Genomic DNA, 12,341 nt, shown 5'->3' on the forward strand with positions numbered 1-12,341 from the left:
CCAGACAGACCTGACGGACCGAACAGACGAGACAGACAGATACACGGCCTTTGGCTATCTATCTCATTCTCGGAGTCGAGTCGAACCCCGGTGGCAGTTTCTTTTGTGCCTGTTCCTCGGGAGTGTCTATGCCGAGGATCACCCGGTCGCCTTCTTTCACTGGTCCTTCGGTAATTTCCGTAAACAGGGAGTCTGCAATACCGGTGCTGACGTCGGCCTGATGGGTTGTGCTCTCCAGATCCAACACCCAGACCCGCGACGCTTTCTTGTCCACTGGAATGTTAGGCATCCGGAACCGTAGCGCGCCGTTCGGCACGCGCAGCGGAGATTCTTTCTTGGCGGTGACGATGGTTACGTTGGCCGTCATGCCCGGCTTGAGCTTCAGGTCTTTGTTGTCGACCGTGATGACGACATCGTATGTTACGACGTTCTGCACGCTGATCGGCGCATTCCGCACCTGTGTGACGGTTCCATCGAAGAAGTGTTTCGGATAGGCATCCACGCGAAAGCTGGCCGTCTTTCCTTCAGCCACGCCGCCGATATCGGACTCGCTGACATTGGCGTTCACCTGCATCCTCATCAGGTCCTGCGCGATGACAAAGAGGGTGGGTGTTTGAAAGCTGGCCACGACGGTCTGACCGATGTCCACGGTGCGGGAGATCACGATGCCGTTGACCGGCGAGTAGATGGTGGTATAGCCGAGATCCAACTCGGCGGAGGCGAGCGTCGCCTGCGCCTGGTCCACCTGCGCCTGCATCACCTGCACATTGGCTTCGGCGTCGCGATAGTTTGTTTCGGCCAGATCGAGGTCCGCCTGCGAGACGAAGGCCTGCTTTCGAAGAGTGGCCATCCGGTCGCGCTCTCGCTTTCGCTGGGCTCCCATGTTCGTGGCCTTGGCCAGGTTGCCGGCGGCGCTTTTCACGCCGGCACGCGCCTGGTTGACGCGTGATTGGAATGGGAGTGGATCGATCTGGGCAAGAGGTTGGCCTTGTTTGACCACGGCGTTGAAATCTACGAAGAGCTTCGCAATCTTGCCGGACACCTGACTGCCGACCAGGACGGACATGACTGGATTGACGGTTCCGGTGGCGGTGACGAGGGATGTGATAGGGCCCCGGTCGGCGAGGGCTGTCTTATACTGGATCGGGGGGGGACCGCCGTTGAACCAATACCAGATGCCGGCGCCGATCAGGAGCAGTGAGGCCATACCACCGAGCAACCAGGGGCGCCCCGATCTGGCTCGTCTCTGCGGGAGGGGAATCACGGTGATGGGGAGCGGACGTTCATGTTCTCGTGCTGGATCGGATGGAGGCGAGACCGCCGGGCGTGGGATCACCTCGCTGACGGGGACATGCCGGGTTGGCTCATTCGGGTCGTCGGTCATAATGCACTCGCTTTCTGTACCAGGTCAGTCGGCGCACGATGACGCAGCCTGTTCGCAATGATCTTACGAGCTTCCTCTGCCAATAACAGCATGAGGGCGCCCAGCGCGAGCGGACCGAAGATCCAGGCAGGCACAGGGCTCGTTCCAAAAATCTCGTGGCCTATCGGCGTATAGGCAATGGCGGCCAGCAGCGTCAGCTCGACAGCAATGCCCCAGAGGATGAGGGGGTTGCTGAACCAGCCACTCCTGGTGGCGCTGAGTCGATCGGACCGGCAGGCAAACACATTCGCCACCTGGGCTAAGACGATTCCGGCGAAGGTCACGGTCGTGGCCTCCTTATAGAGGGGTGAAGACCAATCCAGATGAGTGCCCCAGGTCCATCCCTGGCTCGTGAGGTAGAGAAAGAATCCACTCATCGCCACGATGGCTTCGATCAGACCGAGAAACAGGTACGCGCGCAGCAGGAGCGGGAGATTCAGGAGCCGTTCGGATCTCGGGCGCGGCGGAATATCCATGACGTCGGCCACCGGGCGTTCTGTGCCGAGGCCCAGCGCCGGAATCATGTCGGTGCCGAGATCGACTGCCAATACTTGCGGAATCGTGAGCGCCAGCGGGATGCCGAAGAAGCCATAGCCCAGGAACGGCACAATTTCAGGGACGTTGCTGGCCAGGATATAGCTGGTGAATTTGCGAATGTTTTCATAGACCGCCCGGCCTTCTTCGATCGCACCGACGATCGTGGCGAAGTTGTCGTCGAGTAAAATGATATCCGCGGTTTCCTTGGCGACATCGGTTCCGGCGATGCCCATGGCCACTCCGATGTCGGCTTTCTTAAGGGCCGGCGCATCGTTGACGCCATCGCCGGTGACGGCCACCACGTGACCCATATCTTTGAGCGTTGAGACGATGCGCATCTTATGGCGCGGCGCCATACGGGCAAACACCGGATCCGGCTCTCCCGATCGCGACGGGGTCAGTAGTTGGCGAAGCACGTCATCGCTCATGCCGTCGAGCTGTGTCCCCTCGATCACCGGGATAAAGCCGGTCAGTTGTTGCGGTGCCTGTTCCGGCGCCAGGCCGATCTTGCGGGCAATCGCCAGGGCGGTGAGGGGATGATCGCCCGTGATCATGACCACACGCACGCCGGCTTTGCGGCATTTGAGGATCGCCTCGGGGACTTCCCGGTGCGGCGGGTCCATCATGGCGATGAGTCCGAGAAACGTCAGATTCTCCTCGATGGTCTCCACTTCGATTTGTTCGGGCTGATGGGCGACTTCGCGCATCGCCACGGCGAGCACGCGGTATGCCTGTTCGGCGAACGTCCGGTTTTGATTCAGGATCCGCGCCCGCTCGTCCGGTGTCATGGAGATGGCTTCGCCATGAACCAATGCTGTTGTACAGAGTGTGAGCACGGCTTCCGGGGCGCCCTTGGTAAAAGCTACGAGACGGCCTTCTGACCAGTGCAGGGTGCTCATCCGTTTGCGATCGGCATCGAAGGCCAGTTCTCCCATGCGGCGCAACGGGGGACGGTGGGCCAGCCCATGCTCGATGGCAAATTCCAGGAGCGCGACTTCCGTCGGATCGCCCGTGACGACGAACCGTCCGTCCGAGTGCCGGACGCGCTTGGCGTTGTGGCAATTGACGAGGGCGTCGAATAAGGGTTGCCACTGTTCGGCGTCCGCCGTCGTGATCAAGCGGCCTCTGGTGAAGAGGCATCCCTCGCGCGATTCGATCACGAGCCCGTCGGTGCAGAACCGATCCACTTTCATCCGATTTTCCGTGAGCGTGCCGGTCTTGTCGGTGCAGATGACCGTTGTGCAGCCGAGCGTTTCGACGGAGGACAGGTGCTTGATCAGGGCGTTGCGCTTCGCCATCCGTTGGCTGCTCATGGCCAGGGCGAGGGTGACTGTCGGCAGGAGACCTTCGGGCACGTTCGCCACGATGATGCCGATGCCGAAAATCGCGCTGATCCAGAAGCCGAGTCCGGTGCCCATTCCGATCACAAAGAAGGCCGCTCCCATGGCCAGAGAAATGGCGGCGACGATGCGGGTGACAGTAATAATTTCTTTTTGCAGCGGGCTGAGGCCGATGGCGACCGAGGTCGTGAGATTGGCGATTTTGCCGAACTCTGTGTGCATTCCGACCGCAAATACGACCGCGCGCCCATGGCCGGAGAGGATGGTGGTGCCGGCGAAGACGATGTTCGGGAGGTCGAGCCAATGGCCATCCTTAGTAGATTCGGCAATCCGTCGCTTCGGGTTCGATTCACCAGTCAGAGCGGCGTTGTCCACTCGCACGCCGGTGGCTTCGATCAAGCGCGCATCTGCCGGGATTCGTTCCCCTTCCTCCAGGATGAGGATGTCGCCCGGTACGATGTCACTGCGAGGACGTTCAAGCGGTTGTCCTCCTCGCATGACCCAGGCCTTCTCTGGCAGCAGGCGATGGAGTGCCTGCACGGCGCGCTCGGCTTTGTACTCTTGAAAGAAGGCGAACACAGCATTGATGACGATGACACCGAGGATGGCCCAGCCCAGGGTGGCCATGCCCTCGCCGGGTTTCAAGAAGTCGGCGGCGAATGCGAGGCCGGCCGCGATCCAGAGCAATAGAGCGAGGAAGTGGGTGAAGTGGCGGGTGAGTCCTCGCAGGAGGGTGTAGCGATCAGGTCCCGTGAGCCGGTTGGCGCCGAATTGGACAAGCCGTTGCTGGGCCTCTTCCGGCGTGAGGCCGCCGGTGGCGGTCTCAAGCCGCTTCAGCACCTCGTCGAACGCGAGGGTTCCAATATCGTGGTACCGGAACTCAGGCACGTGTGCCTCGCACGAGGAGGACCGAACAAGGCGCGTGGCGCAGAAGCGTTTCGGATACGCTGCCGAGATGCAGTCGCTCGGTCTTGGTCAGTTCACGAGAGCCGAATACCAGGAGATCATCGTGTTCGGCCTCCACGTGTTTGACGATGGTGTCGATCACATGATTCATCCGCACGTGGGGCACCGCCGGGTATCCGTCCTTGATAAAGTCCTCCCGCAAGGCATCGACGAGGCTGGAGGCGCGATCCATGACCGGTTGGGTCAGGGCTGTCAATTGCGATTCCGACAGATAGCGGGAGGCAAGGTCTGTCACCGGGCTTTCGGCGGAAGTCAGAATCGACACCGTCGCGGAGTCCGGAAGAATGCGGGTTCGGAGAAAACGGGCTGCGGCCCGTGAGGGTTTCGAGTCATCCACTGCGAGCGTCACATGGCTGAACCTAGTGAGGGGCTGTTTAACCACCAAGAGCGAACAGGGGGCGACGGCCGCCACTTGCCGGGAGGTGCTGCCCAGCAGAAAGGCTTTGATGTCGCTTAATCCTCGAGACCCCATCAGGATGAGATCCGCCTTCAACCGTTTAGCCTGCCGGGCGATCGTCTTGGCAAAGGGACCGTGCGCGAGGATGGTCTGGAATTTTGTGCGAGGGCCGGTGCCCGCTTGGCTGAGGGCGACCCGTGCTGACCGTTCCGCTTCACGTAAGAGTAATGTGCCGGCCTTCTCTAAGGCAGCGAGGGCGCGTCTGACGGCCACCGGATTTCTCCCTTTGGCCGCCTGGAGCAGCGAAGGATCGACGACGTGCAAAAGCACCACATGCTCAGGTTCCCGGCTGGCGAGCGCTTGGAGTGCCTGGACTCCCCACTGAGCATACTCTGACCCATCGACCGCACAGACAATGCGCATGAGAGACTCCTTCTTCTTCTAAAAAGCTTCAGCGACCGCGAACATGTCAGGTATCTAATCTGCATTGGATATGCCTGTGGAGTCTGGCAATGGCTGTGGTGAATCTGCATGGTTTCCAGGGTTTGAAGGCAATCGATGCCTCCATCGAACGGAGTACTGCGGCTTTTTGCAGCAGAGTCGAAATGGTGACTGTGGTGATTGGCCTCAGTCTTCCCAGGGGGAGGACGAGTTGAATTGGGAATGCGCGTGCCTGTGTGGAAATCCTGATTCCGAGCGATGGCACGTTATGGCATTGTCATTGCGTGAGTGAAGGAGTGAGCCAAAAGGAGGACGTATGAAACGAAGTCTTGTATGGATGGTCGGGTTTTCAGCAGTCTTCAGCGGGGAAGTGGGGCTGGCCGATGGCGGCGCGGTGGCACGGATCGGGGCTTCAAGTGAGTTTGTCGAGTTGAGTCATCAGATTGAAGGCCGTACGACGGTCGACTTGCTGCCTCTTCACCGGGCCGGCGACGTGCGGTATTTCAGTGCCGGTATCGGCCTTGAAGAGCGGGCGGCCCAGTACCCGCCGTTTTCGTTGAAGCTCGTCTTTACTGCAGGAGGGAAACCGTTCCTCTCTGGGGTCTCCGTGACGATCCAACCGGTCAAAGGCGGAGCCGCCGTGACGATCCCTCAAGAACAGGTGGAGGGGCCTTGGCTCTTCGTTGATTTGGCGCCGGGTAGCTATAACGTCACGGCGATCCATCGGGACCGGAAGCAGGAACTAAAGGGGATTACAGTTGTAGCGGGGAAACAGAAAACGATGCATCTCCGATGGTCAGAGGATCGCGGCCTTGCCGGAGCGTGGCCGGCCGAATAAATGACCCCGTAGGTTGGTACTGTCTCTGCAATATGACCAAAGAAGGAGCGTGATGTCATGCCGAAGACGATGAACAAGAAGCCGGCAAAGAAGCCGGCAAAAATTTCGAAAGTGCCGGACTTTGCTTCGATACTGGTGAAGCCGGTGATGGAAAAACGGGTGCAGTCCGCCCGCGTGAAGACGAAGGGTGATGTGATTGCGTCTCTCATGATCGAGGGATTTGGCGCGGTCCCGGTGGTGGATGGCGCGAGAAAGCTGATCGGGATTGTGAGTGAGCATGACCTGCTTGCCGCGATGGACGATGGGCACGCACTGGGGGAGCTGACGGCGGCTGATGTCATGACGGGGAATCCCTATTCGGTCCGGCCCGAAACGACGCTGGGAACGCTGGTGCATGTCTTACGGGCCAGCGATCTTGTCCGTGTGCCGGTCGTGGATGCCAAGGATCGACTGATCGGTATCATTGCCCGGCGCGATATCTTGCGAACCTATTTGGGCGGCGGTTCAGCCAGAAGAAAGTGAGGGAAAGGCGATGCGACAAACAGAATTTTTCCTGAAAGCCTGCGATCCAAAAACCTTGACCGTCGGTCAGTTGATGCAGGACTCGGTCACACGCTGTACGTCGCGGACGGACGCGCTGACCTTGACCCACATGATGACCCATCGGAATTTCGGGAGTCTGCCCGTGGTGGAGGAGGATGGGACGCTGGTGGGCGTGGTGAGTGAATACGATCTCTTGCAGGTGATGATCGAAGGGCGGGATCTGCGCAAGGTTCTGGCGACCGAGATCATGTCGGCCTATCCAGTGACGGTGACGGAAGACCAGACTCTCGTGCAAGTGGCCGATCTGTTCCAAGACCGGTATCTCACGCGAGTGCCCGTCGTGCGGAACGGCAAACTGGTCGGTATTCTGGCGCGACGGGATCTGCTGTTCGGGTATACGCAGGCCTCCCAGTATTGGTCTTAGTCGGCTGTTGAAAAGGCCCGCCAGCGGCGTTGCCGGGCAGTCAGTTTGAGCGCAGCTCGACCGTGCAGGTTAAGGAGTACTCTATGATGATCGATCACAATCACCGTCTCCGGGCCGAGTTGGATCAGCATGAGCTGGCGGCGCTTCAGCGTTTCATGGTGGCGATTCAGGAGGAGCCGTATGAATCCAAACCCCGTGTCGATGTTACGGAGGTGTTTCGCGGATCGGAAGGGCAGATCTTCGTGCCGGTGACTGTTGCCGGAGAGAGCCCTGACCCGCATCTCGCGATGCTGATGGGGCACAAGGCGGAACAGTTCTATAAACAGAGCGGGTGCCGGTTTGTTCTCCTGCAGCGAATCGACAGCGATCCTTCGCGGCAAACCTATGTGTGGGATGGGGCGGCTTGGAAGACGGTGCCGTAGTCCGCATGCGTCGTGAGTGTGTCTGCTATTTGCCGCCGGTCGGGCTAGGGGCGAGTGGCTAGGGGCGAGACAAGATCCTCATTCGTCAATGGTCATTCGTCAATCGGCGGAAAACGCATGTCGAGTTCGTCTCGCCGTTCCCGCTTGTCGGGCGATTCTCGCTTTGCTCGTGATGCTGCTCATCGCAGTGCTTTCTCCCGCCGCCTATTCGGAGCCTTCCAAGAAACATCCCAGCCCCTGTCAGATCGCCTATCCCAGCGATGCGACTATCGAGTGGGACTGTCGGACGGCGCGATGTCCGCCAGGATGCGGCGTGTTTCGTCGAAGGGCACGACGAGCACTCCCCCCTGTCGCGCCAGGTGCTCCGTGAGCAGTCGCTGGGCTTTCGTCTGGATCTCGTCAACGAGCTGAGCCAGGATCACCGACTCGATTTCTGGTGACGGCGCTTCGTCAAACGAATGGATCTGGGTGCTCTTGGTGATCGGAGCTTCGAGAATGATGGGTTCCACGACGACTTTCAGCGGGAGTTTCTGGGCCGCACCTGGTGATCCGCCCAAACCGGCGCAGCCGGATAACGCAACAGAGATCAGACAGATTCCGCCAAACAGAGATCGGGTCAAGAAATCCTCCTACAATCCGAGTCGGAGCTGGCGGTTTGTCAACAGTACGCTACTCAAGATGACCCGGGCGAATTGGTGCTCCGGCTTAATGGACATGCCCGTGTCCGTCATCCACCAAGCCCGTCTTTCCGGGAACGTGCACATTCCGTAAGGGTGGGGAATTCCAGATGACAGTGTGGCCCGGCGCCAAGTTCGCGGCCTCGATAAAATGGCGATCTCCTTCTTTGAAGTCTTTCAGTTTGTACAGCGCCATCCCGAGATTGTAATGGGCCTCCGCCAGGCCCGGGGCTGCCGTGATCGCGGCCTCGAAATGTTGTCTCGCTTGCGGCCACTGATTCTGCTCGTATGCCAGGATGCCCGCTTCATGGTGCTGCACCGCCGTTGTGATCGTGCCCGTCGGCGCGGACAATGGCTTGCGCGCGGGGACCGATTGGCATCCGCTTGCCAGGGCAAGCCCGATCACGAACGCGAGCATCACACCTACTGTACTGTGCATGACTTTCCTCCTTTTCTGAACGATCCCGTCTCCAGTGGTTCGTACACTTCCAATGGCCTCATCGCCTGTGTTGGCGCCGCGTGCCGGCGCTGTGGCAGAGCGTGCTGTTTCCTCCAACACCTCCGACGGCCAGCTCGGGGCGCGCCCTCACTCTGGTTTCTTCAAGATCAGGAGGAGGCGCGCTGGCTGACCATTCCCTGTGACCGCTGCGGCAAGCTCCCACCCAGTACTTCCATGCTGACTCAACGCGGCTTGCACTCTTTCGGCATCGGCCGCCACGTCAATCACCTTGTACTCGAGCGGCTTGGAGTGGTGTGGCCACACGGCCAATACGATGGTCGCCACCAGCAATGTCCCGGCCACACCCCATATCCAATTGAAGCCATCAGGTTTCATGACAGACCTCCTCCTCTCGTCACTTGCTTCATCCCAGCAGTTGATACCCGAACAGGCAACAAAACCGGAACGTGTGTGCCCATCATTTGGTACAAGGGGCAGGACTTTGAAGCTCTACCCGTTGCCTCATCGCTTCTGCCAGCGCTGCTGGCGTCGGCGGATAATTCTCTACGGCATCATGACTTCCTTCTCTTTCGCGAGCCGGCTCAGGCTACTCTCACAGAGGCGCCCCCGTGTCGAGACGTGGTTCCCTGTGCCAACCGACCCGCAGTCCATTCGCGACGGCCAAGAGTTCGCTTGTCTCGTGAGCGAGGACCACAAGAGCGACGCTGAGCAAGCCGCTGACTGCCAGAGGGATCAGCACAGCGAGGAGCAGGAGGGAGAACGCGATGTTCTGCGCACTGATTTGTCTGGCCTTGCGTCCCAGTCGAAGCGCTTCGATCACCTTGGAAAGGTCGTCGGCCATCAATGCCACATCTGCCGCTTCAATAGCCGCATCCGTGCCGACTGCACCCATCGCCACGCCGCAGGTGGCGGCCGCCAGGGCTGGGGCGTCGTTGATCCCGTCCCCGACCATCAGCACGGCGCCATAGCGGGCTTCCAGGTCCTGCACTGCTCGGACTTTGTCTTCCGGCTTGAGCTCCGCCCGGTAGGAATCGATACCCAACTTCTGGGCCACGCTCTGCGCCGTTCGCGCATTATCTCCCGTCAACATGACAATGCGGACGTGCATCCGGTGGAGATCGGCAATGACGTTTCGCATCCCCTCGCGGATACGGTCCTGCAGCGCCAGCAGGCCACGCAGTTCTTGTTGTCTCCCTACCAGCACTACAGTCTTCCCGTCTGCCTGTAACGCTCGCAGACGGTCCTGCACCGGCTTCAGGTCCACGCCAAGCTCTTGGAACAGATCGGGACTCCCGACGTACCAGCTCTGATCTCCCACCACCGCCGTCGCGCCAGCGCCTGTGAGCGCCTGAAACGCTCGCACTTCAACAGGGACGATTCCCTCAGTCCGCGCCCGGTCCACGATCGCCCGCGCCAGCGGATGCTCGGAGCCATATTCCACACCAGCAGCAATCGCGAGGATCTCAGCTTCTGAGCCGGTAAGGGAAATGAAGTCGGTCACGACTGGCTTCCCATACGTCAGGGTGCCGGTCTTGTCGAACGCGATCACGCGAATCCCTCCGAGATGCTCCAGGTGCACCCCACCCTTGATCAAGATCCCGCGCTTCCCCGCGGTGCCGATCGCGGCCGCGGTCGCGACCGGCGTGGACATCACGAGCGCGCAAGGCGCAGCCGCGACGAGAAGCACCACGGCTCGCCTCGCCCAGTCGGCCAGTGGCCATCCCAAAAGCCACGGCACGAGAAGACACCCAAAGGAGGCGAGCAGGACCAGCGGGCTATAGCAGCGACCGAAGCGCTCAATCCATTGCTGTGCCGCGCCCTTCCGTTCCTGCGCGTCCTCAACCAGATGGATGATCTTGGCCAGGGTATTGTCCTGAAACGAGGCCGTCGCCTCCACCACTAAGAGTCCTTGTCGATTGAGCGAGCCGGCGAACACCTTCATCCCTGGGCTCTTGTCCACCGGAATAGATTCTCCCGTAATCGGGGATTCATCGAGGCTCGAGCTGCCTGATCGGATGATCCCGTCGGTGGGGAGCGCCTCGCCAGGGCGAATCAGGAAGTGATCGCCCACTTGGAGGCGGTCAGCCGGGATGGTCAGCTCCTCTCCGTTGCGCAGGACATGGGCTTCCTTCGGTGCGAGATCCAGCAAAGCCCGAATCGCCGACCGCGTCCGGGCATAGGTGTACTCCTCCAAGCCTTCAGCGGACCCGTAGAGAAAGACGAGAAAGGCCGCTTCATCCCAGAGGCCCAAGATGCCGGATCCCACCGTCGCTGCGAGCATCAAGAGGTCAATCCCCACGACCCGGTCGCGAACCAGTGCTTCCACAGCCTCGCGACTCCAGTGATACCCGCCTAAGGGGATCGCCAGGAGGTAACACACGTCCTCGGCTTGCGAAGAGATCAGCCCCAGATGGGCGAGGACGAATCCCGCACCAGCCAGCGCGCCAGCCATGAGCGCGTTGCGAAGCACGGGGTAGCGCCACCATGGCCCGTCAAAGCCGTCCGTGTGATCACGTCCTTCCGGCATCACTGGGCTCATTCTGCTCTTACACATGCTGTTCCTCCCTTGGTCGCCCAGACCAGTCACGCTCAGGGGTCTCTTCCTTTTGAGCGTCGCCAACCCCCCTCTGATGCGGGAGCTTCCCGGCGTGCCAATCAGCGCTATCCGAAGTCCTTAAAGAAGATCCTTGCGCTTCTCTTCGAATTCCTGCTTATTGATCTCCCCACGGGCGTAGCGCTTCTTCAGAATCTCCAGGGCCGATTCCGGCTCGCGAGAGGATGACCCAAATCCCTTTTGTTCCAACCACGACTTCATCCACAGCACCACAGCGACCGTCCCCACCGCCCAGAAGATAACCATCAAGACATAACCGACCCAGCCCCAAAGCCCCACCATTGGTTCGTGCATGGCTGTCTCCTTCAGCTTTCCATTAACTCCTCATCGCCGCGTGTCTCCGGGTTCCTGTTCGGGACCACAAGGCTTCAGTCGAAGCGACTGGCCCGCTGCATCCGCAACGTCTCTGATGGCGCGTTCCAGGTTGACCCCAAGTTGGACCTCTTTCCGCCGTCGCTCTTCGGGAGGGAACACGGCGAGAGTTTTCCCAGGAATCAGGACCATGACCGTCTGCGTACTCCAAAGCGGTCCGCCACAGGGTCCTGTCTGCACGGCCTCGACTTGGACCCGCACGGGTCGAAGTCCCCACCCAAAGGCATAGGCCCCGCCCCACCAAAAGGGCAGATCCGTGGAAAGATCGAGAGCCATGAAGCCGCCCACGACGGCCGGGTTCCAGCCTGAGGCGAACCCGACAGTCATGAGATGAGCGGTCGCCGTCATCGCCCAACCTCCCACCCAGTACTGCCAGTGCACGGCACCATAATCCGGGAGGCGTCCTGTGACAATGATATCGGCCCCGCTCTCGTCGGCAAGGGCACGGAGTTGCGCTTCACTGAGCCGTTCCCGCCGAACGCCGAGATTGCCGAACATACGCCTGGTCTCGCCGAATGGCACGACCCGGAATCCCGGTTGCGCAGCCAACTGTTCCGTCAACAGCCGCTGCGCTCTGAGCTCTACCTCCTCGATAAGCTGAGCCCGGATGGCCGGTTCGACCTCTGGAGACGGCGTCTCCTCGAACGTCTGCATCTGCGTACTTTTTGTGATGGGCGCGTCCAGCGTGACCTGCACCACAAGGAGCTTGAGCGGTGGATCAGGCGGAGGCAGCTCTCCTGACCACCAGCCTGCGCACCCGCCGCTAGGCAAGACCACGAACAGGAGTAGGGCGCTATGCAGGAGAAGCTCTCCCCGCTTCCCCTCCCGTTGCTCGGAACGTCCCGGCCAACCCACTTTCAGCCCGATAACACTTGAATAGGTCACTG

The 12,341-nt window shown here is 60.4% G+C and carries 13 protein-coding genes; 4 read left to right on the forward strand and 9 right to left on the reverse strand.

What is annotated here, in order from left to right:
* Positions 1-58: 58 nt before the first annotated feature.
* The 3 genes from Q8N04_15295 to Q8N04_15305 are packed head-to-tail and all read right to left on the reverse strand — an operon-like array spanning position 59 to position 5,086.
* A complete protein-coding gene (locus Q8N04_15295; GenBank protein ID MDP3092038.1) occupies positions 59-1,384 on the reverse strand; it encodes an efflux RND transporter periplasmic adaptor subunit in 1,326 nt (441 codons plus the stop codon).
* A complete protein-coding gene (locus Q8N04_15300; protein MDP3092039.1) occupies positions 1,381-4,188 on the reverse strand; it encodes a cation-transporting P-type ATPase in 2,808 nt (935 codons plus the stop codon). The genes Q8N04_15295 and Q8N04_15300 overlap by 4 nt, the downstream gene beginning before the upstream one ends.
* Positions 4,181-5,086, reverse strand: a complete 906-nt coding sequence (locus tag Q8N04_15305; protein ID MDP3092040.1) for a universal stress protein — start codon at positions 5,084-5,086, stop codon at positions 4,181-4,183. Before Q8N04_15305 ends, Q8N04_15300 begins: the two co-directional genes overlap by 8 nt.
* Positions 5,087-5,420: 334 nt before the next feature.
* On the opposite strand from Q8N04_15305, the gene Q8N04_15310 reads away from it, so the two are divergent.
* The 4 genes from Q8N04_15310 to Q8N04_15325 all read left to right on the forward strand — a co-directional run bounded on the left by Q8N04_15310 (position 5,421) and on the right by Q8N04_15325 (position 7,331).
* Complete coding sequence (locus Q8N04_15310; protein MDP3092041.1) at positions 5,421-5,942, forward strand: hypothetical protein; 522 nt, start codon at positions 5,421-5,423, stop codon at positions 5,940-5,942.
* Positions 5,943-5,999: 57 nt separating this feature from the next.
* The gene (locus Q8N04_15315) at positions 6,000-6,464 is read left to right on the forward strand and encodes a CBS domain-containing protein (protein MDP3092042.1); all 465 of its coding nucleotides are present in this window, start codon (positions 6,000-6,002) and stop codon (positions 6,462-6,464) included.
* 10 nt (positions 6,465-6,474) lie between these two features.
* Positions 6,475-6,909 (forward strand): CBS domain-containing protein, encoded by a 435-nt coding sequence (locus Q8N04_15320; GenBank protein MDP3092043.1) that lies wholly within the window; start codon positions 6,475-6,477, stop codon positions 6,907-6,909.
* Positions 6,910-6,992: 83 nt separating this feature from the next.
* Entirely contained in the window at positions 6,993-7,331 is a 339-nt protein-coding gene (locus tag Q8N04_15325; protein MDP3092044.1) for a hypothetical protein, read from the forward strand.
* A gap of 266 nt (positions 7,332-7,597) precedes the next feature.
* Here the strand turns inward: Q8N04_15325 and Q8N04_15330 are convergent, their stop codons facing one another.
* From Q8N04_15330 to Q8N04_15355, 6 genes are all read right to left on the reverse strand, one after another.
* On the reverse strand, positions 7,598-7,951 hold the full coding sequence (locus Q8N04_15330) for a hypothetical protein (GenBank protein MDP3092045.1): 354 nt from the start codon (positions 7,949-7,951) through the stop codon (positions 7,598-7,600).
* An 85-nt stretch (positions 7,952-8,036) separates the two neighbouring features.
* A complete protein-coding gene (locus Q8N04_15335; protein MDP3092046.1) occupies positions 8,037-8,447 on the reverse strand; it encodes a tetratricopeptide repeat protein in 411 nt (136 codons plus the stop codon).
* Positions 8,448-8,594: 147 nt separating this feature from the next.
* The gene (locus Q8N04_15340; protein ID MDP3092047.1) at positions 8,595-8,843 is read right to left on the reverse strand and encodes a hypothetical protein; all 249 of its coding nucleotides are present in this window, start codon (positions 8,841-8,843) and stop codon (positions 8,595-8,597) included.
* A 217-nt stretch (positions 8,844-9,060) separates the two neighbouring features.
* The gene (locus Q8N04_15345; protein ID MDP3092048.1) at positions 9,061-10,995 is read right to left on the reverse strand and encodes a cation-translocating P-type ATPase; all 1,935 of its coding nucleotides are present in this window, start codon (positions 10,993-10,995) and stop codon (positions 9,061-9,063) included.
* Between the two features lie 147 nt (positions 10,996-11,142).
* Entirely contained in the window at positions 11,143-11,376 is a 234-nt protein-coding gene (locus Q8N04_15350; GenBank protein MDP3092049.1) for an SHOCT domain-containing protein, read from the reverse strand.
* Positions 11,377-11,406: 30 nt separating this feature from the next.
* Positions 11,407-12,339, reverse strand: a complete 933-nt coding sequence (locus Q8N04_15355; GenBank protein ID MDP3092050.1) for a hypothetical protein — start codon at positions 12,337-12,339, stop codon at positions 11,407-11,409.
* Positions 12,340-12,341: the final 2 nt, after the last annotated feature.

Source organism: Nitrospira sp., from assembly GCA_030692565.1.
Taxonomy (GTDB): Bacteria; Nitrospirota; Nitrospiria; order Nitrospirales; family Nitrospiraceae; genus Nitrospira_D.